Origin of the sequence: Mucilaginibacter mali, from assembly GCF_013283875.1 — a bacterium.
In the GTDB taxonomy this organism is placed as follows: domain Bacteria; phylum Bacteroidota; class Bacteroidia; order Sphingobacteriales; family Sphingobacteriaceae; genus Mucilaginibacter; species Mucilaginibacter mali.
Map to the genome: position 1 here is coordinate 5,556,665 of NZ_CP054139.1, position 22,584 is coordinate 5,579,248.

Annotated in this window: 18 protein-coding genes; 16 read left to right on the forward strand and 2 right to left on the reverse strand. The window is 49.7% G+C overall.

Annotated elements, in window-relative coordinates:
• The first annotated feature begins 12 nt into the window (after positions 1 to 12).
• From HQ865_RS23605 to HQ865_RS23680, 16 genes are all read left to right on the forward strand, one after another.
• Positions 13 to 1,659, forward strand: coding sequence for a RagB/SusD family nutrient uptake outer membrane protein (locus tag HQ865_RS23605; RefSeq protein WP_173417270.1), 1,647 nt, complete (start codon positions 13 to 15; stop codon positions 1,657 to 1,659).
• Between the two features lie 40 nt (positions 1,660 to 1,699).
• Complete coding sequence (locus tag HQ865_RS23610) at positions 1,700 to 2,629, forward strand: DUF5017 domain-containing protein (protein ID WP_173417271.1); 930 nt, start codon at positions 1,700 to 1,702, stop codon at positions 2,627 to 2,629.
• Between the two features lie 19 nt (positions 2,630 to 2,648).
• Positions 2,649 to 4,049, forward strand: coding sequence for a fasciclin domain-containing protein (locus HQ865_RS23615; RefSeq protein ID WP_173417272.1), 1,401 nt, complete (start codon positions 2,649 to 2,651; stop codon positions 4,047 to 4,049).
• A gap of 17 nt (positions 4,050 to 4,066) precedes the next feature.
• Positions 4,067 to 5,470, forward strand: coding sequence for a sialidase family protein (locus HQ865_RS23620; protein ID WP_173417273.1), 1,404 nt, complete (start codon positions 4,067 to 4,069; stop codon positions 5,468 to 5,470).
• Positions 5,471 to 5,554: 84 nt separating this feature from the next.
• Complete coding sequence (locus HQ865_RS23625) at positions 5,555 to 6,793, forward strand: mandelate racemase/muconate lactonizing enzyme family protein (protein WP_173417274.1); 1,239 nt, start codon at positions 5,555 to 5,557, stop codon at positions 6,791 to 6,793.
• 3 nt (positions 6,794 to 6,796) lie between these two features.
• Positions 6,797 to 7,810 (forward strand): D-2-hydroxyacid dehydrogenase, encoded by a 1,014-nt coding sequence (locus HQ865_RS23630; RefSeq protein WP_173417275.1) that lies wholly within the window; start codon positions 6,797 to 6,799, stop codon positions 7,808 to 7,810.
• Between the two features lie 8 nt (positions 7,811 to 7,818).
• Positions 7,819 to 9,603, forward strand: a complete 1,785-nt coding sequence (locus tag HQ865_RS23635) for a sialidase family protein (protein WP_173417276.1) — start codon at positions 7,819 to 7,821, stop codon at positions 9,601 to 9,603.
• Between the two features lie 12 nt (positions 9,604 to 9,615).
• On the forward strand, positions 9,616 to 11,094 hold the full coding sequence (locus HQ865_RS23640) for a sulfatase family protein (RefSeq protein ID WP_173417277.1): 1,479 nt from the start codon (positions 9,616 to 9,618) through the stop codon (positions 11,092 to 11,094).
• A gap of 31 nt (positions 11,095 to 11,125) precedes the next feature.
• Positions 11,126 to 12,511 carry a sialidase family protein gene (locus HQ865_RS23645; protein ID WP_173417278.1) on the forward strand — a complete coding sequence of 462 codons (1,386 nt, stop codon included), beginning with the start codon at positions 11,126 to 11,128 and terminating at the stop codon, positions 12,509 to 12,511.
• Positions 12,511 to 13,437, forward strand: coding sequence for a dihydrodipicolinate synthase family protein (locus tag HQ865_RS23650; RefSeq protein ID WP_173417279.1), 927 nt, complete (start codon positions 12,511 to 12,513; stop codon positions 13,435 to 13,437). The genes HQ865_RS23645 and HQ865_RS23650 overlap by 1 nt, the downstream gene beginning before the upstream one ends.
• A 171-nt stretch (positions 13,438 to 13,608) precedes the next feature.
• On the forward strand, positions 13,609 to 15,582 hold the full coding sequence (locus HQ865_RS23655; RefSeq protein ID WP_173417280.1) for a carbohydrate binding domain-containing protein: 1,974 nt from the start codon (positions 13,609 to 13,611) through the stop codon (positions 15,580 to 15,582).
• Positions 15,583 to 15,591: 9 nt separating this feature from the next.
• Entirely contained in the window at positions 15,592 to 16,455 is an 864-nt protein-coding gene (locus tag HQ865_RS23660; RefSeq protein WP_173417281.1) for an aldo/keto reductase, read from the forward strand.
• 127 nt (positions 16,456 to 16,582) lie between these two features.
• Positions 16,583 to 17,503: a Gfo/Idh/MocA family oxidoreductase gene (locus HQ865_RS23665; RefSeq protein WP_173417282.1), complete on the forward strand. Its 921-nt coding sequence runs from the start codon at positions 16,583 to 16,585 to the stop codon at positions 17,501 to 17,503.
• A gap of 3 nt (positions 17,504 to 17,506) precedes the next feature.
• Positions 17,507 to 18,289: an SDR family oxidoreductase gene (locus tag HQ865_RS23670; RefSeq protein ID WP_173417283.1), complete on the forward strand. Its 783-nt coding sequence runs from the start codon at positions 17,507 to 17,509 to the stop codon at positions 18,287 to 18,289.
• Positions 18,290 to 18,302: 13 nt separating this feature from the next.
• A complete protein-coding gene (locus HQ865_RS23675) occupies positions 18,303 to 19,088 on the forward strand; it encodes an SDR family oxidoreductase (protein WP_173417284.1) in 786 nt (261 codons plus the stop codon).
• Between the two features lie 25 nt (positions 19,089 to 19,113).
• Positions 19,114 to 19,827: an SGNH/GDSL hydrolase family protein gene (locus HQ865_RS23680; RefSeq protein ID WP_173417285.1), complete on the forward strand. Its 714-nt coding sequence runs from the start codon at positions 19,114 to 19,116 to the stop codon at positions 19,825 to 19,827.
• 194 nt (positions 19,828 to 20,021) lie between these two features.
• Here the strand turns inward: HQ865_RS23680 and HQ865_RS23685 are convergent, their stop codons facing one another.
• Both HQ865_RS23685 and HQ865_RS23690 read right to left on the reverse strand, forming a co-directional pair.
• Complete coding sequence (locus HQ865_RS23685) at positions 20,022 to 21,395, reverse strand: NAD-dependent succinate-semialdehyde dehydrogenase (protein ID WP_173417286.1); 1,374 nt, start codon at positions 21,393 to 21,395, stop codon at positions 20,022 to 20,024.
• A gap of 10 nt (positions 21,396 to 21,405) precedes the next feature.
• A complete protein-coding gene (locus tag HQ865_RS23690) occupies positions 21,406 to 22,581 on the reverse strand; it encodes an iron-containing alcohol dehydrogenase (protein ID WP_173417287.1) in 1,176 nt (391 codons plus the stop codon).
• Between the last annotated feature and the right edge of the window lie 3 nt (positions 22,582 to 22,584).

Below are 22,584 nucleotides of genomic sequence, written 5' to 3' on the forward strand. Positions count from 1 at the left end.
TGTAAACAAGATATGAAAAAGATATTTGCAATAAGTTTAATCACCATCACGCTGCTCAGCACCGGCGGGTGTAAAAAAATATTAGATACCAAACCGCAGGACTTTTTATCGCCCGACCAGTTTTTTACCAAGCCCGAAGACGCCACCGCGGCTTTAGGCGCTGCCTGGCAAATGCTTACCAAAAGAGAGATGTACGGAGGCTACTACCAGTTTCGTTACGAAACCACCGATGATGCTTATACTAACCTGTCGGCGGCGTTCCCGGCCAATTTAGGTATCCCGGCATCCGATACGCAATGGGCAACCCGCTGGAACTATATGTACCAAACCATTCAGTACATTAACATTTTACTGGCCAACCTGCCCCGCGTGCCGATGGATGAAAGCCAGCGCGGTATTATAAAAGGCGAGGGCTTATTCCTGCGCGGCTTCCTGTACTACGAAATGGTTAAAGAATGGGGGCCGATACCCATGCGATTAACCCCCACTACCGACGCTACCGACGTAAACCTGGCCGCAACACCAATTAAGGATGTTTACGCGCAGGTGTTAAAAGATCTGACCGAGGCCGAGGCATTGGTTCCGGCTGCAACGGTGTCAAACTACGGCGGTGCAGGCTATGCGGCCAAAACCACCGTACAGGCTATATTGGCCCGTGTTTGCCTTAACATGACGGGCTACCCGCTTAACGATGTTTCTAAATACCAGGATGTAAAGAACTGGACACAAAAGATCATCGATTCAAGGCTGCATTCGTTAAACCCTGATTTTATCCAGGTGTTTAAAAACTATGCTGCCGGCATTATCGATAAAAAAGAATCGCTTTGGGAGATCGATTTTAACTATGTTTCGGGTAACTCCAATCCATCGGGTAGCATCGGCTTTTTAGATGGCATCAAGAATAATAATGTGCCCTTTGGTTCATCGGTTGGCCAGTACAATGTAACCCGTAAACTGATACTGGCCTACGGGCCTTTCGCAACGGCGGGTACAAAAGATCTGCGCCGCGATTTTACCTGCGCACCCTTCCAGTGGAAAGGAGGCCCAAGCGCGCCAAACTCAGACGCGGATATCGAAGCCAACAAAGTTTACTGGCCGTCTAACATGCTTTATGAGCGTTATTTTGCCAAATTCAGGTTGTACTGGGCGCCGCTGCCAAACGCGGCATCGCAACAATCGCCAATCAACTGGCCGGTGGTGCGTTATTCGGATGTATTGCTGATGATGGCCGAAGCCGAAAATTATATCAACGGACCTACAGCACTGGCCTATTCCTGCATCAACCAGGTGAGGGAGCGCGCCTGGGGTAAAATGCTGCCCGGCGCTACAAATATTGCCGAGGCGGATGAACCTATCGGCATGACCAAAGACGCCTTTCAGCAGGAACTGCAAATGGAGCGCTTTAGGGAACTGGCCGGAGAAGCTTTGCGCAGGCAGGACCTGATACGCTGGGGCATATTTGTGCCGACGATAAAAGCCTTGCTATCAGACATTACCGACCCCACTGCTCCTGCCGAGGGTAACCGTGGCGGCTCCAGCGGACAGGCTTATTTCGCGGTACAGAATTTAGCCAAGGTTACCGACCGCGATCTGCTATGGCCTTACCCAACTTCCGAGCTTCAGTACAACAAATTGCTTAAACAAAACCCGGGCTGGTAATTACCATCTGTAAAAAGACGATCAAAACATGAGAACAAACTTGAAACATATATATCAATGCCTGGTTGCCGGCCTTGTTGTGGTGGGCGCATTATCATCCTGCAAAAAGCAGGCTATAGATACGCCTAATTTTGATGTAACGGTTGATAAAACCAGCTATGCGGTAAACGAGCCGATTGTTTACACTTTCAGCGGCACGGCCGATATTGTAACCCTTTACTCGGGCATCAATACATCAACCGTTAATACCGAATATAAAAACAAAGACAGGCTGACTATTGACGGCGGCAAGCCGCAAATGCAGTTTACGTCCTTCCGTTCGGGAACCAGCACACAGGCTAATACACTTAAGGTATTAATGTCGGCCGATTACGATAATATTTTAAACCCGGATGATATTCAAAAAGCAACCTGGAACGATCTGACCGCGAAGTTTACGCTTTCAACCGGTGTGGATAACACCGCTTCGGGCCTGGTTGATCTGACTGACCAGATGAAGCCAAACACCCCGGTTTACCTGGCATTTAAATACGTAGCCAAAAAGGATGCCGCCGTTGCCCAGCCTACCTGGACCATCAAGAACCTTGCCATCACCAACACGGCGCCCGATGGTACGGTAACCACCATTGCTACGATAGCCAATTCGCTGTCGACCACCAACTGGGGTGTAATGAGTATCGCTAATTCTGCCAATAACTGGACATACAACACCACCGCACTGACATTTACAGGTGGCGCTATTAATGCCGATGATAACGAAGATTGGATCATCAGTCAGCCCATACAGCTCGACCGGGCGATCCGGGCATCGGGTACCAATATTAAGGCCAGTCCTACAACCAGGTTGACCACTTACACCTTCCCGGGCTATGCCACAGCGGGTACTTATACGGTAACCTTCGAGGCTATTAACGCCAATAAGTGGGATACCAGGCTGACGACAAAGGAATTTACGATAACAGTTAAATAGTTTTTTAATCTGACGATCAATGAAAAAAAGCATTACCAAAATATTAGCGATCATGATATTGCCCTGCCTGCTTGGGCTGGCGGGCTGCAAAAAGATATCATCGTATGATTATCCGCCCAGTACCGCTACGCCATACGTGCTGATCAGTAACGACAACAACTTCTCTACCTTTAAAGGTATTGTAGACCGGGCCGGACTGGCCGACTTGCTGAACAGTAACGATGCCTATACCGTATTCGCGCCAAACAACACGGCCTTTTCTTCGGTAGGGTATACGGCTACCTACATCAACAGCATGACCAATGCCGACCTGGCCATACTGGTAAAAAACCACATTGTACAGGGCAAGATCGATGTGAAAGCAACAACCTCGCCCCTCACTACACTTAGCGGCAGGAAGATCAATGTACAAAAAGGTGGAAGCACTTACTATCTTGATGGAGGCGATATCCTTAACACTAACCTGGCCACTACGGGAGGGTATTTGAATACCATTAACCGGATGATCTATGATAAGCCAACCATTTTAGATGTAATTAATACCTACAACGTTGGTGTAACCACGGTAGCGGCGCAACTTACTTACCTGGCGGCAGCCATTACAAGGGCAAGTACAGGCAGCACCAATTTTACAGCTTTATTTTCGGGCACCGATGCCTATACCTTATTCGCGCCTACTAACGACGCGTTTAACAATGCCGGGTATGCCAGTGTGGCCGCCGTGCAAGCCGCCGCGCCTGATGTTTTGGGCAACCTGCTCAAATACCAAATGATACAAGGCACAAAACTAACCAGCACTTTCGACAGTGTTGCCGTGAAAGCTTATAATGGCACCAATATTTATTTTGATGTTACTCAAAACGCTAATAAGGTAACATCGTGGTTTGCTAACGGTATTAACTTTAGCACCACCGGTGGTAACCTTACAGCCAACAATGGGGTTTTACATGTGGTGGGCAGATTTTTCCCTGCACCGGTTACTACGAATACTTTAGATCGTATCACTTCCGACGCTACCTTAACTATGTTTGCCGCGCTTATAGCGCGCGCCAGCACTGCCGATCCGAAGTTTAATTACACCAATATGCTATCGGGCAATTCATCATACACCGTATTCGCCGTTAACAATACGGGTTTAATAGCAGCGGGTTATGCCAACGTAGCGGCCATCAACGCGGAAAGCCCGACTGTTTTGGCAGCGATACTGAAGCTGCACATTGTACCTAAGCGTGTTAATAATATCAGCATTGCCGAGGGCGGTACAGTTGCATCTTTATCAGGCACCAACCTTACCATTAATACCAGCGGTGGTTATAAGGTAAAAGGCCCGTCGAACGCGGCCTCGATAACCGTCGCTACCGGTAACGTAGTAACTACCAATGGCATCTTAAACATTATCGGTTCGATATTAACACCTTAATTAGCAGATCAGGAGCGATGAGGAGGACAGCGTTATTTTTATTGTTGAGTGGGATGGTGTTTTCGTGCAGTACAGCGAAGAAGCAATTCAGCGCACACGTACAGGTTGTTGAAGAAGGGATGCCGGGGCAAACATCGCCCATCCCTTTCAGTCCGGGAATCCCGGTTTATGATGCCGCCGCAGTTTCTTACAATCGCGATAATAAGAGCGTTTTTAATATTCAGTTTAATCAGCCTGTCATCATCAGTGTGGCAGATAAGCCCCAGCCATGGGGCTTTTTTCAATTCCCGCATATTGGTACCCGGCCCGATGGCAGCCTGCAGGTAAAATGGAACATGAAGGCCGATGCCATGTCGGCTTATGGCATGGAGGGTTCGGGCGCGGCCATCTCTGCCGATGGCGGCAAGACCTGGCAATTGCAAAAACATACCGAAACCACCGGCGATGTGCTGTTGCCAAACGGCGACAGGCTGGAAATTGCCACACCCAAACCTATCGATACTAAAAATTTGAAGATGCCCAAACCGGTGCTCACGTCGGCACAGGGAAATACTTATACCAAAGAAACATCCAGCTATTACCGGCTTAACGATCTGCCTGCCGATTGCCAGGCGGTGTATCTGAAACGTTTGAAGAAAGGCGAAACCGAATGGAAAGATGAAAAGGCAACCCTTGCCGACCCCAATGCCGCCCGGCACACCACAGCCGGTTTGCTGCCGGTAATTTGGTGGGGAGATATGCATGTGGCGGCCGATGGTTCGCTGATAGCCGGCGTTTACCCCGGCACGTTGGTGAATGATGAGGGGAAGCTGGTGCCCAAATCAAATGTATTCTTCTATCGTTCCACAGATAACGGGCATTCATGGAACATCCAGGGCAGGCTGATGTACCAGGCCGATATCCTTGCCGATGCCAAAGGCAACAAGCGGATGGGCTTTACCGAACCTGCTTTTGAAATTTTACCCGATGGCACCTTCATCTGCGTTAGCCGCACTACCGATGGTAATGGCAATGGCCCTATGTATGCCGCTTATTCAAAGGATTGGGGCAAAACCTGGACTACCCCCAAAGCCTTTAGCGCCAACGGTGTATTACCGCAATTACTGCAACTAAAAAACGGGATACTGGTACTATCTTCCGGCAGGCCGGGTGTGCAGCTGCGTTTTGCAGCGGACGGGAAAACATGGTCGGATGCTTTTGAGATGTTACCTTACGCTACGGAAAAAGACCAGGTATCCTGCGGCTATACCGGTTTAATAGCTATAAATTCAGATACTTTCCTCGTGGTTTACTCCGATTTTAATTTTAAAAATGCTTCCGACGAGGTGCGGAAAGCCATTAAAATACGGCAGATCACCATTGATCCTGCATCATCCCGCCGGGCGCATATTCCAAAAGAAAGTATTATCAATCCAAATTAAAGTATTACTTAAACTTAGGCCAATAATTTAGATTTGGTATATCCCCCGGCCACCTGTTTATCATTCCGGCCGGGCCTGTAACCAATGAAAATTACCGACGTTAAAACCATCCTGCTTACCGGTCCGTGCACTAACGACCCCTATCTTTCCGAGGCGCGCAAGGTGCGCAGCGCGGCATTTATACAGATACAAACCGACAGCGGCTTAACAGGCATTGGCGAAACCTACGCCGGTTATTTCTGCCCCGAAGCCGTGCCCGAAATTGTGGAGTTTTTTAAACTCATACTGGTAGGTAATAACGTTGACAACATCCCCGGCTTATGGTACAAGATGTACCACTGCGGCAATTTTTGGTGCCGGGTAGGCTTGGGCGCCATCGTGCTTTGCGGTATCGAAGCCGCCCTGTGGGATTTGAAAGGCAAACAAGAAGGCCTGCCGGTTTGGAAACTGCTTCAGCAAAAATGGAAAAACGGTTTTAGCAGTACTGCCCATCATGAAAAGCTGCCATGCTATGCCACTGGCGGCCCCAGCAATTATCCTTTAGATAAACTGGCCGGTAAAATTGATTTCTATAAATCGCAGGGTTTTAACGGCGTAAAGATTGGCGCGGGCGCTTATTATAAAGATAAGGGTTTCGATATCCCATCCGAACCTGCCGCCGCGGCCGATTTTGAGGCGGGCAAGATCGCCTACATCCGCCAGCAGTTTGGCAGCGACTTGTGGCTGATGATGGACGCCCACATGGGCAACAGCGTAGCCACCTGGACATATGATACCGCCCTGGCCGTAGCCAAAGCGCTTGAACCTTATGATCTATACTTTTTAGAAGAACCCCTGCATTATACCCGTCCCGATTTGTACAGCCAGCTGTGTAAAAACACCAGCACCCCCATTGCCGGCGGCGAATGCTTAACCGCCGTTTGCGAGTGGCAGACGTTTATTGATCAGGATAGCTTCCATATCGGCCAGCCTGATGCATCGTTTACCGCCGGCTTAGATCAGTTTATGCACGTGGCCGCCAGTTTAGATAAAACCGGGCGTAAAATAGCCCCGCATGCCTGGGGCGCGGGCGCATCGCAAATGCAAAATATACATTGCGGCTTTGCTTGCCCCAATACCACCATACTGGAAGTTGCCCCGGCCTACGGTCCGCTGCACAACGAACTCATCGGCGATAGCCTGCAAATAAAAAACGGCTATGTATTGCCGCCCGAAAAGCCAGGTTTAGGTATCGAGTTGACGGAAGCAACGCTCAAACGTTTCCCGTTTGAGCGGGGTACGGGTGAGTTTAACAGCGTTCCGGGTAAAATTTTAACAAGGTAGATCATGGAATCGATCAACATATTAATTGATATGCCCGTGCATGGGGCTTCGCTTAAAAAGCTGGAGACAATACCGGGTGTAAATATCAAATTGGTCGGATCGCCCGAGGAGCGGGTAAGGTCGTTAGATAAGGAATTGATAGCCGGTGCCGATGTGCTGTTCTGTACCTTCCCGCCCGAAAACCATGCGGAGATGGAACAGTTGAAATTTATCCAGATCGCTTCGGCGGGATACAAGCAATTGATCGGCATCGGGCTGAATGAACGGAATATAAAAGCCAGCAACGCTCTCGGCGTTTTTGATGTGCCCATTGCCGAGTGGAATGTGGCCATGATGGTTAACCTTGCCCGCGATATGCGTGGTATGATGCATAACCAGGATAATGCCGTATGGGACCGCCCGGCCCGCTTTCAGCGCGAGATACGCGGTAGTGTAGTAGGTATCTGGGGGTATGGCGGCATCGGTCGTGAGACCGCCCGGTTAGCGAAAGCTTTGGGGATGACCGTGCATGTGCTGAGTAGAGGCGGTGTAAAACCACGTACCGATATTTACAGTGTTGAGGGCACCGGCGATCCGGAAGGTGTGCTCCCGGATAAGGTTTTTTTGATGGATGAAAAAGAGACGTTTCTAAAAGGTCTCGATTTCCTGATCATCGCCATGCCGCAAACTGATACCAACCAGGGCATCATCGGCGAATCGGAATTGAAACTGTTAAAGCCGACCACATACCTGCTCAACCCTGCCCGCGGCCCGCTGATTGACGAGCAGGCCCTGATAAAAGCCTTGAAAAACAACTGGATAGCAGGAGCGGCCTTAGATACGCATTACTACTATCCCACCCCGCCCGAACATCCATTGTGGGGCATGCCCAACGTGATTTTCACGCCGCATATTTCGGGTTCGAGTTTAAGCCCGAAGTTTTTGGAGCGGGTATGGGATATTTTTATTCAGAATGTACAAAGATTAACCGGCGGGCAGCCTTTATTAAACCAGTTAGCCCCGGCCGATTTGAAATAGAAATTGATATGAAAAACAAATTGATATTTACCTTCTCCATGTTCCTGCTCATCTGTACAGCAGCATCCGCCCAAACTAAACAGCAGGTGGAGGGCTTCGACACCGTGGCATTCCACTACGATGCCAACCGCAGCCGCCCGGTGATGGACTTTCGCGGGATGACCAAAGGTTATATGACCGCCGGCTGGTGGGCGCCCGAACAAATGAAAAAGAATATCCTGTCGTGGAAGACGGGCATAGTGCCCGAGAAGGTGGCTACCACCTTTTCGTTCATCGCGGCCACCTGTGTGTTGCCCTCCGAAATTACCGTTGGCCCCCAGGTGCGCCTAACAGTAAACGGTCATTATGCGCTCACATTTACCCTTGGCCGCATGAAGGATTATACCTGGCACGAGGGGGCGTACGAACTGAAATATATCTCTAAACGTGTAGAGTTCCCCTATACCGGCGCGCACCGCGAATTTGGCTTGAACGGCAACAGCGGCATCTACCAGTTAAGCGTACCGGCATCGGCCGTGGAAGCCGGTAAAGCCGCGCTGATAGAAGTGGAGATATTACCTTTTGAGCGCTGGCACAACGGCTGGTTCATGATCAAGCATTATCGTGATGTTTTACAGGCAGCCACCATCGCGTCGTTACAGGGGCAGATCAATGCCCTGCGTATGGATGCCAACGTAGCGAACGAGCAAACACATATCCTGGCTACCCAACTGTACAGCAAAATGCTGGGTACGGATAAATACCGCAATAATGTGATCTATACCAACGGCTACCGCCATATCCATCCGGCCGATATCATCAAACTAAAAAATGGCGATATCCTGCTGATGGCCCGCGAGGCTACCGAACACTTTGCCAACGATGGCGATGTGATTATGCTGCGCAGTAAAGACGGTGGCAAAACCTGGGGCGAAAAACAAGTGATAGGTGGTGTAAAAGATCTGGATGAACGCGAAGGCTGCGGGATACAATTGCGGGATGGCACCATTCTCGTGAGCATGTTCTACAACAATAATTACACTGTTGATGGTACCTACAACTGGGAGGGCAAAGGCAAACTGCCGCCAACTGATAAACCCCGATTAGGTTCGGAACTGATCCGCTCGACGGACAATGGCCATACCTGGTCGAAAATGACGACTATCGACCTGACCGGGATGCCGTTTAAGGGTATAGAAGGGCCAACCGACGCGCCTATTGAAATGCCCGACGGTTCTATCCTGATGGGTGTGATCGGCTACGGCAATCATGGCGATTCAAAAAATATTGCTTCCGTAATGCTGAAATCGACTGATAAAGGCAAAAGCTGGAAATACTTATCTACCATTGCTGACGACCCCGGCGGCAAATACGATGGCTTTGTAGAGCCAGGCATCACCCGCACCAAAACAGGCCGCATTGTGGCCGGCATGCGCAACAAGCAGGACGAAAACAATATCTGGATGACCTATTCGGATGATGACGGCAAAACCTGGGCGCCGCTTAACCGGACGGATATGATAGGCCACCCGGTTGATTTGATACAACTAAAGGATGGCAGGGTAATGGCCACCTATGGTGTACGTGAAGGCCCCGGTCGTCATACCGAGCCGGGAGGTGTAAGGGCCTGCTTCAGCAGCGATAACGGCAAAACCTGGGATATTAAAACCGAGGTGCAATTACGTAACGATTTTATCAACTGGGATGTCGGCTACCCGGAATCCATTCAGTTTGAAGACGGCAGCGTGATGACCGTGTATTACTTCAACCTGTTTGGTAAATACTTCCTGGGCTCAACTTTTTGGAAACCTTAAATACTTAACATGATGAGTAAAAAAATAACTGGTATTGTTGCGGCGGTAGCGGTGCTCGCTACGCTGGCCTTGTCGTTCACAAAGAAGAAGCAAGCTGATGGCAGGCCCAATATTTTACTCATCGTATCCGAAGATCACGGCCCGCACCTATCCTGCTATGGCGATAAGGTGATCCAAACGCCCAATCTCGATCAGATCGCTAAAGATGGCTTTCTTTTCAAAAACGCTTACGTTACCGAATCGGTGTGCAGCCCGTCGCGTAGCAGCATTTTATCAGGGCTGTATCCGCATCAAAGCGGGCATTTGGGATTAACTACACACGGCTTTCATTACGTGGGCCAGGTTACTACCATTTACCAGATATTGAAAAAAGCGGGTTACCGCACCGGGATGATCGGTAAGCTGCATGTAATGCCTGATACCATTTTTCCGATAGATTACCACCCGATAACCGACCCGAATTACAATAAAAAAGGCCTCATCCGCTACTCGGAATATGCCGATAAATTTATGGCCGCCGGTAACGAACCCTTCTTTTTGATGGTAAATTTCCCTGATACCCACTGGCCATTCCAAAACCAGGTAGAGGGGCGGCCTAAAAAAGTGCTCACACCCGAAGAGGTGGTTTCGTTCCCCTATATCGGTTTCGATAATCAGCGGATACGCGAATACACGGCCAGCCTGTACAACTGCATGGCCCGGCTTGATGAATGCGTGGGCGAACTGATGGCCAAACTGCATGGCTCGGGCAAGGAGCGTAATACGCTGGTCATCTTCTTGTCCGATCATGGCGACGAAATGGCGAGGGGTAAGTTTGATAATTACGAAGCATCAAACAAAGTGCCTTTTATGGTAAGCTGGCCGGGGAAGATCAGCACCGGAATAACTTCGGATGCACTGATCTCGTCGGTAGATATTATGCCTACCATTTTGGATGTGGCCGGTTTACCCGTGCCGCCAGGGCTTACCGGCAAAAGCCTGATGCCGCTGTTTAAAAACCCGGCCATGCCCTTCCGCGAATACCTGTTTACCGAGAAGAATTGTGATGAGACCGACATGTACTTCCCCCGCCGGGCGGTACGGGATAAACGTTACAAGGTGATCTATTCGCTGCTGGATACGAAGAACCGGGCGGCTGATAAATATACGGCCGAAAAGCATGGGGATGCCATTGCGGGCAGCCCGACCTTTAGCGAACTGGCCAATGCCACCGCATCCATCCAAAAAATGTATAATGATTGGCTGCACCCGGCCAAGGCCCAGCTTTACGATCTGGAGAAGGACCCATGGGAGTTTAACGACCTGTCGGCCGACCCGAAATACGCCGCGATAAAGCAGCGCCTGCTGAACCAGATCTTTAAATGGCAAAAGGATACCGACGACCCGCTGCGCTTCCCCGACAGGCTGAAGAAGTTTACGCAGGAAAACGATACCATTAAAATATCGGCCAATATGCAGTGGCAATACCCGCATTATTTGTACAATAAATAGCAATCACACACAAAACAATAACCTAATCAAAATGGAAAACGCAAACTACAATAATTCACGCCGCAGGTTTTTGCAAAACGCGTCGCTGCTGCTGGCCGGCATCCCACTGATGAAGCTGAACAGCTTTGCCGCGTCAAACTATCACGGGCAGGCGCTTGAACTACAGCGCAACACGCCGCAAACCGTAAAGGCCGATAAGCGCATCAAACTCACTTTCGGCGAGGAAGTAATGGTGATGCCTGAGGGCCTGCAACCATCCATGCTGTGCACGCAAAAAGGTACGATCGTGGTGCAGTCGCAATTACCTAAAAAGCCGCTCCCGCAAAAACGGATCTATTACCCCTTCGCCATGAAGACCGTAGTTTCAAGAGATGGCGGCCAAAACTGGGCGGAAGTGCCGCTGAAAGAGGGCGATAACGGCCTTGATCTGGAAGGCGCTATGGCGCAACTAAAAGATGGTACCATCATCGGATTAGAAACTTATGTGATACCCGGCGATAAACCCGATACCGGTGCCGGTTTGATGTACATATCAACCGATGATTATAAAACCTTGCAGGGCCCTATCGATATTACGTTCGATATGCCCAATGCCGATTTCTATGGTTCGTCCGACGATGGCGGCCGCCCGCATATTGCCATGCGTTTGCACCGCCGACTGATCGAACTGCCCAACGGCGACCTGCTCACCACTATTTACGGCTGGCAAAAAGGCGACGAGGCCAAATCAACCTACGAGCCGAATATGAAGCGCACGAGGGTGATGCTGTTCAAATCAAAGAACAAGGGGCATCACTGGACCTACGTATCCACCGTCTCTGACGATGTGCATGCCGGAACTGAAGGCATGGGCGAACCGGTGATTGTACGGGTATCAAAAGGAAAAAGGGCAGGCCGGCTGATCTGCCATATCCGTAGCGGGTACGAACTATACGCTACACACTCGGATGATGGCGGTAAAACATGGGTAAAAGCCAAACCTGTAGTTTTCGGCGGTATCGACGTATATAAAACCGCCGATTGGGCCGACTTGTTTAAGGATGTGAAACGCAAAGGCGTACTGATCACCCCCGATTCTCCGGAACTGATCGGCGCGGTGGTTGACCCTGACCTGATCGAGACGCGCAGCGGTGTGCTGGTAGCTGCTTTTGGTGTACGCATTGGTGCCAAGATCTGCTGGACGATACCTACCTACCCGTGGAACGGCAACTACCTGGCATTCAGTATAGACGGCGGCGATACCTGGAGCCAGGTGACACGCCTGACTACCGGCATTGATACCACCCATTACATGTGCGTAGAGGAAACGCCTAAAAACAACGAACTTTTTGTGGTGTACGACTTTGGCCATTGGAACGGCAAAGAGGGCCGCTACACTTACGGTCGTAAGGTAAACATCAGCGTAAACAAAGCCTGATGGAAGCCTTAACCGCCGGGCAGCTATTAGGTAACTGGGCAACGGTATTGTTGCCTATTAACGATGACGACAGCATCAATTACGAAAAGCTGTCGGATGAAATAGACCTGCTGATAGCTGCCGGGGTTAACGGCATTTACACCAACGGCACGGCCGGCGAATTTTACAATCAAACTGAGGAGGAGTTCGACCGGATCAGCCAGATGGTGGCCGAAAAGTGCAACAGGGCCGGTATGCCTTTCCAGTTGGGATGCAGCCACATGAGCCCTAAAATATCGCTGGAAAGATTGAAACGCGTGCTGCATTTAAAGCCCGGCGCCATACAGGTGATCCTGCCCGATTGGTACGCGCCCGGTATGCCCGAAGTAATTGATTACCTGAAGCTGATGGCGGCAACAGTTTTTCCCACCGGGCTTGTGCTGTACAATCCGGGGCATTCGAAAAAGAAGCTAAACCCGGAGGATTTCGCAGAGATCAGGGAAGCAGGCATCAGCCTTATCGGCTGCAAGCTGGCCGGAGGTGATAAGGAATGGTATCAAAAAATGAAGACGCTGAATCCTGAATTGTCGCTGTTTACGCCGGGGCATAAGCTGGCAACAGGTATTGGTTTTGGCGCTAACGGTTCATATTCAAATGTAGCCTGCATCAATCCCAAAGCTGCGCAATTGTGGTATGAGACCATGCTGACCGATATGGATAAAGCATTGGAAATGCAGGGCCGGATACAGGAGTTTATTTTTAAATACATCATCCCTTATATTACCGAAAAAGGGTATTCGGACCAGGCTATTGATAAGTTTTTGGCCGCTATTGGTGGCTGGTGCAATGTGGGTACCAGGTTAAGATGGCCGTACCATTGGATTGATGAAGCGGAGATTAAGAGAATGAGACCGATATGCAAGGATTTGCTGCCCGAGTTTTTTTAAGAAACTATTAAAGATGTTATTCATTACCGTTGACTTTAGTCAACGGAATAATGAATGAAATATAAGGGCTTTAGCCAAATTTATTCAGATGAGGTTTGGCTAAAGCCCAGTCTCTGTGTTCACTATTCCGTTGACTGAAATCAACGGCAATGAATTTGAAGAATTCTGAAAATGAAGATCGCTAATACTTACTTTTTTATTTGCTGTTTGACGCTGGCCGCCATCTCTGGCATCAGCAGTGCGCAGGTGGTTGTGCCTAACAATAATATGATCCTTAACGGCGATTTCATGTCGCGCGACCCCCTACAGCGGCCTACGCACTGGGTAATGGGCACCAGTTTGCAAACGGCCACACTTTCCGGCACAGAAAGGCATGGGGTTAATAAGGATGATCAATCCTTAAAAGTGGCTGATACATCCGCCATTAGCAATATTTTGATGCGCACGGAAAAGAAAATAGCCGATCCCGGCAGTTTGTATAATGCCATTGCCTGGGTAAAAACATCAAGCGGTAAACCCGCAGCCATCAAACTGGAATTTTGGGACCAGAACAATGTGGCTATCGCTTCCAAATCGGCAACGGTTGAGCCAACTGCTGATTGGCAGCAGGTAAAAATAGAGCTGAATGCGCCGGATAAATGCACCCATGTTACCATTGCCATTTACACGGGATTAAAGGAAACCGGGGTATCCTATTGGGATGATATTTCACTAACCTGCCGGGTTGATTATGATCCCGCGCTAAAAAACAACGTACGCGAATTATTTATGGATGATTACCGCGTTGCCGAAATGGTTGACGTGCAACGCGTGGTAAACCCCGGCGTAAAATCAAACATCCTCATCAAAGCTACCGAGCCATGGGAGGGAACATCGGCCTATATTTATGGCACGGTATTAAAAGATGAGCCTGCCGGCACCGGTTACCGCATGTGGTACTGCGCGTACATGGCCGGGAAGTATTTTGTTTGCTATGCCACCAGTAAGGATGGCATTAACTGGGTGAAGCCTAAGCTGGGCATTGTGGAATATAACGGCAGTAAGGCTAATAACATCTGTCGCGTTGGCGGCGGAACAGTGGTGTACGACCCCGATGATAAAGACGCATCGAGGCGGTACAAAATGATGTCGTTTGATGGGGAGATCAAGGAGAACTTTGGCTACAACGTTTACTTCTCGCCCGATGGTTTGCACTGGACGCATTACCCCAAACCGGTATTACCCTATGGCGATGTATCTAACGTGGCGTACGACAGGGAGAAGAAGTTGTTCATAGCCACCACCAAGCAACGCATGCTGGTGAGCAATACCAGCGTAACGCCGGGTAAAAACGACAGGGCGGCCTTTGTTTCGGTAAGTACCGATTTTATCAACTGGCACGCGCCGAATCAGCCCAATTCTCCATTTTCGCTGGCGGTAGAAGGCGACCCGGAGGATGACCGGCTGGTAATGTCGAGGGGCGGCATCGAGGCTAATGTTTACGGCATGCCGGTTTATCCGTACCAGGGTATTTATATCGGTTTCCCGTGGTTTTTTGATATTGCAACGTATAATTCGGGCGTGTTTGCCGTAACCGGCGATGGCAAAATACAGCCGCAGGTAGCCTCATCGCGCGACCTCAGGCATTGGAGCCGCCCGGTGCGCGACCCGGTTATCCCGCTTGGCAAAGCCGGGGCCTGGGACGATGGCACGCTCTATACATCAAGCAATATGCAGGTTGATGAGCGCGGGATGACCGTTTACTACGGCGCCATGAACCTGCCGCATGGCGGTAATGCGCTCAATATGGTGCAGCAGGCCCGCATTGCCAAAGCCACCTGGCGCAGGGATGGTTTCATATCGTTATACAATGGCGGCAGCGATACGGGCAAGGTGCTCACCAAAACCATTACGTTTACCGGCAGGCAGCTTAAAATAAATGCCAAATTGGATAACGGCGGCAGCTTAATGGTGGAGATTCTGGATAAAGACGGCGCGGTTATCGACGGCTATAAATTAACCCAGGCCAAAGCTATCACTAAAGATCAATATGCCGCTACGGTACAATGGAATGGCGGCACGGATGTATCCAAACTACAGGGCCGGGAAATAAAGCTGCGCTTCCATCTGCTGGGCGGTAATTTATATTCGTACTGGTTTCAATAATACCGAAGTATGGCGGCAAACATCGGGTTGGGTTGTGTAACGTTTGGCAGGGAGATTGATAAGGAAGCCTCGTTCGCGCTGATGGATCATGCCCGGGACATCGGCATTAAAAGCTTCGATACCGCTGCCGCCTATGGCAATGGTCTTTCTGAAACCATTATCGGCGAATGGCTGTCGGATCGTGGTGTAAAAAGCGGAGAGATCAGCATCGCTACTAAAATATTACCGCCTTATCATCCCGCACAAGTTTTAGCATCGGTTGAAGATAGCCTGAGACGTTTAAGGGTTGATACGATAGATATCATGTACCTGCACCGCTGGGATGCAAGCATCAGCAATGATACCTGGCTGATGTTGAATAATCTGAAGCAAGGTGGCGAAATCAAAGCTATTGGCGTAAGTAATTTCAATACAGAGCAGTTAAGTAATTCGGTTAACAGGTTGCAAGATCTGGGTATTCAATTAAGTTATATCCAAAACAACCATAACCTGGCTGTTAGCGATATCACCCCTGAAACGAGATTGCTGTGTGCAGGAAACGAGATCCGCATCATTACGTACAGCCCTTTGGGCGCGGGATTTTTAACCGGAAAGCATTTAAACGGTGTCGCCCAAAATTCAAGGTTCGATATCATGCCGGGCCATCAGGATGTTTATTTTAACAATGCGGCTAATAAGCGATTAAACAAACTACTACAGGTAGCCGCGCAAACCGGTGAAGCACCCGAACTGCTGGCCATGGCCTGGGCCTTGCATCAAGCGCAAACCTATTCGGTATTGGTTGGCGGGCGATCGGCCCAACAGCTCGACCTTGTTGCTAAAGCGATGCAATTTTATTCCCCGGAGATTTTTGCTGAACTTGAATCGGTTTAACCTACACTATCCTGCGGTAAAATAATACCAATATCATAGAAGAAAATAGTATCATGCTAAAGTATATAAACCGAGATTTGGTGCTATCGCCATTAAGCTTACCGGCGAAATTGTATATTTATAAAACATGATAAAACTTGGTATCATCGGCATGAGCCCGGGGAATGCGCACCCCTCTTCCTGGTCGGCTATTATTAATGGCACGTTTAACGCGCAGGCCATTACCAACCTGGGCTATCCGGCCGTAGCCGCTTATTTACAGGCTAACCGGGCCACATTAGGCTTGCCAAATGCCCGGGTAACCCACGTTTTAACCCAGGATAAGGAATTATCTGCGCAGATAGCCCTCACAGGCGGCATCGAAAACATAGTGGAAAACGCCGAAGAAATGATAGCCGCTGTAGACGCTGTTTTGCTTTGTCGTGATGACCCCGAAAATCACCGGGAAATGGCCAAACCTTTTATCGATGCCGGCATCCCGCTGTTTATTGATAAGCCGCTGTGCGATACACAGGAAGACCTGGATTATTTCAAAGCCGAAGTAGCAAAAGGCAAATTCATCATGTCCTGCTCATCCATGCGTTATGCGGGCGAATGTATGGCTGCCAAAAGCGACCTGGTTAACATGGGTAAAATAGAACTCATTACCGCCGTTGGTAAAAAGGATTGGACCAAATACGGCATGCACATGCTGGAAGCTATATTCTCCATAATGGATGACCCGAGGCCGTTAAGCGTGATCAACGTTGGCCGTGAAGATGCTGCCATTGTAAAGATAGATTTTGAGGGCGGCTTGCAGGCTACCATCCACCTGATGATGGATATTTCGGGCACGTTCCAGCTATCCATCTTCGGGCAGCAAAACTGGAAACTGGTAGATATCAAAAACTCATACGCCATGTTCCGCGATAATATTATCGAATTTATCCGCTCGGCTGAAGAGGGTAAGCCAAGGCTGGAATTCGCCAAAACAGAACAGATCATTAAAACATTGATCGCCGGAAACGATAGTTTAAAACAGGGCGGCAAAAAGATCATCATTAACTAAAAAATGAACGTTAAACAATTATTTGACCTTACGGGTAAAGTGATCCTGGTATCGGGCGGGGCAGGCAATTACGGTAAATGTATTGCCGAGGGCTTGGCCGAAGCAGGCGCCACGGTAATTATTGCTTCGCGCAATTTGGAGAAGCTGGAAGAAGTGGCCACTAACTTTCGTAAGGAAGGGTTGGATGTGCATGCCTTGCAGGTAGATCAGGCCGATCATGATTCGGTTTTGGCGTTGAGCAAAAACATTATCGACAAATTTGGCAAGCTGGATGGCTTTGTAAATAATTCGGTAGCGCGGCCAATGAAAGGCTACTACGCGCCGATAGAACAATTTGCCGAATCGATGCAGGTGAATGCCACCGGGATGATGGATATTTTGCGCGAACTGGGCGAACTGATTGCCCGCAACAGCGACGGGGGATCGATCATCAATATTAGTTCCATGATGGGGATGTTTGGGCCTGATTACTCTAACTATGAGGGTACCGATATGCCTAAAAGCCTGCCGCCCGATTACTTTTTCCATAACGCCGGGCTTATTAACCTTACCCGCTTTATGGCACAAAATTATGCCGGGAAAAATATCAGGGTGAACTGTATTAGTCCCGGTGGCTTGTTTAATAACCAGCCCGGGCGCTTTTTAGAAAACTATACTAAAAAAGTGCCGCTGAAGCGCATGGCCAATAACGATGATATTAAGGGCCTGGTAGTGCTGCTGGCATCAAAAGCGGGCGAATATATCAATGGTGAAAATATTTTAATGGATGGCGGCCTGAACGCTTAACGCAGCATTTAATATGGAAATAACGAATACAATATTAAGCCTTGCCGGCAAGGATATTTGGGTAGCCGGCGGCGCGGGCTATTTGGGGCAGGCCACAGTAGAACTATTACTGAAAGCCGGTGCCAAAGTTTTATGCATCGATCTGGAAGACCGTGCTCAGCAATTCGCGAAGACATTGGACAATCCCAACATTACCCCTATAGCGCTTGATGTGCGCAACGGCGAAGCCGTAAAAGCTTTTGTTGCCGCGCAATGTAAAGAACGGGGCCTACTGCAGGGTTTGGTGATATTGACCACCGGGTCTACCTCCAAACATTTTGCCGATTTAACCGAACAGGATTTTGATGATGTAGCCCATAACAGCCTAACCGCTACCTTTATGCTTGCCCGCGAGGTTGGTATAGCCATGGAGCAGGGTACAGGTGGCAGTATCGTGCTGTTCTCCAGCATGTACGGATCGGTATCGCCCGATCCACGTGTGTACGAACTGCCGATGAACATCAACCCAATCGAATACGGCGTTTGCAAGGCCGGCATAGTGCAGATGACGCGTTACCTGGCCGTGCATTGGGCTAAAAAAGGTGTTAGGGTTAATTGTGTTTCGCCGGGACCATTCCCAAGCCCGCAGGCGCAGGAAAAGAACCCGGAATTTACCGAACGGTTGGCTTACAAGGTGCCCATGGGCAGGGTTGGCAGGCAACACGAGGTAGCGGGTTCGGTAGCGTTCTTCCTGTCGGATGCGGCATCCTTCGTAACCGGGCAAAACCTGTTTGTTGACGGTGGCTGGACATCATGGTAACCCGGTTTGATAGCATAGCTTTAATATGAAATTTTTAACCATCATTTTTATTTTGTTTATGACGACAGCTTCGGTCGCCGGCGCGCAAAACCGTGTAACCATTGTTAACGCAGGCTATAATGGTAATAATACCGTTGAACTTTTAGCCAGGATAGATAAGGACGTGGTTGCCAAAAAACCGCAGCTGGTGGTGATGATGATCGGCACCAACGACATGCTGAACCTGCGCAACATCCTTACCGTGCAGGAATACAAAAAGCATTACCAGGAGCTGATCGATATCATCAAAAAACATTCGAAACTGATGCTGATGACCACCCCTCCCATCAATGTGGAGTATTTAAAGCAGCGTGTCGATCAGTCGCATTATGCCCCCGATGGCCCGCAGGCCCGGGTAGATTCGGCTAACGCGGTGGTGCGTGAGCTGGCTGCCAAAAACAAGTGCCACCTGATAGACCTGAACCGGATCCTATTAGCCTGCGGCGGCTCGACCGAGGATAAGGAATCACTGTTTCAGAACGTGCCTAATTTTAATATTAACGATGGTGTACACCCAACGGCCAACGGCTACAAGGTAATTGGCACGGCGGTGTACCAGGCCATTGTGAATACCTACCCCGATGTAAGCAGCATTGTTTGCTTTGGCGACAGCATCACCTTTGGGTATAAAATGCATGGCGAGGGCACTATCAAGGGCGATAGTTATCCGGCGGTGCTGAACCGGATGTTTAATCAGTAGAACTGTTGACTCACCCCGACTGCGCTGCGCTGGTCGACCCTCTCTTCGCTGCGCGAAAAGAGGGTAGGAGCAAAGTTTTTTAGCTTATGAAGTTTAAACTTCGTGAGCTGTTACTACATCCCTCTTTCCGCGCAGCGAAGAGAGGGTGGTCGAGCGAAGCAACGACCGGGTGAGTCTAACAGGCGATGCATTCTCTACCCCACATACACCGTCTTAATATTCACAAACTCGTGTATGCCAAACTCGCTCAACTCGCGGCCGTAGCCCGATTGGTTAACACCGCCGAACGGCAATCGCGGATCGGATTTTACCAGCGAGTTCACAAAGCAACAGCCCGCCTGTAATTGGGTACGTGCAATCTCTTCGCCCAGCGAACCATCTTGGGTAAACACCGCCGCCCCCAGGCCGAACGAAGTATCATTGGCAATGCTGATGGCCTGTTCGGTATCCCGGGCCGAAATGATCAGGGCCACCGGTCCAAAGATCTCTTCGGAATAGGCAGGCATCCCTTTTTTAACGCCGGTAAGTATAGTTGGCGTGTAAAAAGCATGATTACCTTTCACGGCTGGGATGGTACCGCCGAGGATGCATTTGGCACCAGCTTTTATATTGCTCAGCACCTGTTCGTGCAGTTCATCGCGCAGATCGGCGCGGGCCATAGGGCCAAGGTCTATGCCGGTTTCAAACGGGTCGCCTGTTTTTTTCTGCATCATTTTTTCTTTAAACAGCCGGGTAAATTCCTTTTCTATAGATTTAACCAGGATAAACCTTTTGGCCGCCACACAGCTTTGCCCGTTATTAATGAGGCGGCTGCTGGCGCAGGCCTGCGCGGCTTTTTCCAGATCGGCATCGGCTAACACAATGTAGGGGTCGTTGCCGCCTAATTCCAGTACCGTTTTTTTGATGAGGCTGCCCGCCTGCTGCGCCACTTTAATGCCGGCTTCGGTGCTGCCGGTAAGCGTAACGGCTTTAACCAATGGATGAGCGATGACATTCTGCACGGCCTTGCTGCCAATCATTAACGTTTGAAAAACATGCGGCGGGAAGCCGGATGTTTTCACCAGGTCTTCAATCACCAAAGCGCAGCCGGGCACGTTCGAGGCATGCTTCAGTAAACCGCAGTTGCCTGCCATCAATCCAGGCGCTAAAAAGCGGAACACCTGCCAAAAGGGGAAATTCCAGGGCATAATGGCCAGCACCACACCAATGGGCTGAAAGCTGGCATAGCTTTTTGAAGCATCGGTTTTAATGGGTTTATCGGCAAGGAAGGCGGCGCCATTTTCGGCATAGTAATCGCAAACCGAGGCGCATTTTTCAATCTCGGCCACGCCGTCTTTTAAAGGCTTGCCCATTTCCTTAGCCATCAGTGCCGCCAGTTCGTCTTTTCGGCTACGCAGGTTTTCGGCCAGTTTTTTAAGCATTCCGGCGCGTTGGGCAAAGGTGGTTTCGCGCCAGCTTAACCAGGCTTTATGCGTTTGTTCAACTTTGCGGGTAACGGCTTGCTCGGTATCCGCTTTATACGTTTTTATCACTTTTCCGTTTACCGGGTTAATGGCTTGTATGCTCATGTATCTTTTGTTAAATGGCCAACTCGCCTGAAAAGGCCGTTTTGTAGATGTTTGAAATATCTGTTTCGGTTAGCGCCATCGGGCAGCGGGCCAAAAGGCGCTTTTGTTTAACACCATCGGCGGTTAATTGTTCCAATGCCGATGCGGGTACGTTAAACCCGGCAAGGGTAGGTGGTATGCCAATATCGCGCAGCAAATTAACCAAAGCGAATATGCATTTTACCGATGCCTCCTCCGGGCCAATGCCGCTTACATCGCCACCCATCGCCGCGTAAATATCGCCCATTTTAGCAAAACAGCACGAGCGGATATAACTCATCACATAAGGGATCAGCACCGCGTTCGAATCGCCATGGGCGATGTGGAACTGCCCACCCAGCGGATAGGCCAGCGCGTGGATGGCCCCAACCCCGGCATTAAAAAATGCCAGCCCGGCAAGGTAGCTCCCGTAAGCCATATCGGTACGGGCCTGTTGATCGTTGCCGTTGGCCACCGCCGCCCTTAACGAACCACTGATAAGCTTAATGGCCTGCAACGCCAACCCATCCGAATAAGCGTTGGCATTGACAGAAATATAAGCCTCGATGGCATGGGTAAGCGCGTCGGCGCCGGTGGCGGCGGTAATTTTGGGTGGCACGCTTACGGTAAGTTGTGCGTCCACAATGGCAACATCGGCTATCAGGTAATCATGACTGATCACATCCTTGGTATGCTCCAGCGCCAGTACCGAGATATTGGTTACCTCGGCCCCGGTGCCTGATGTGGTGGGGATAAGGATGGTTGGTATGCCTTTTTGCTGTAATTTTTTTGAGCCTGATAAATTCAGGTAATCTTTAACATCGCCATCGTTGGCTGTGAAAACCGCGGCCAGTTTAGCCAGGTCTAATGCGCTGCCGCCGCCAATGCCAATCACCAGTGAATAATTGCCCGCCCTTGCAAAATCAACCAGCTGCTGGCCGGTTGCCAAAAGGGGTTCGGGGATGATATCGGTATAAATATCGTATAGGTAACCTGCATCGGCTATGGGTTTAATAACATTGTCCACAACGCCGATCTGCTTCAGTATAGGATCGGCCACGATCAGTATTTTCTGCGGAGCAAACTGCTGCACCTCGGTAAGCAAGTGCTGTACGGCTCCCCAGCCAATGTGGGTAACGGGGGTAACCGCAATTCGGGTATAATTCATAAT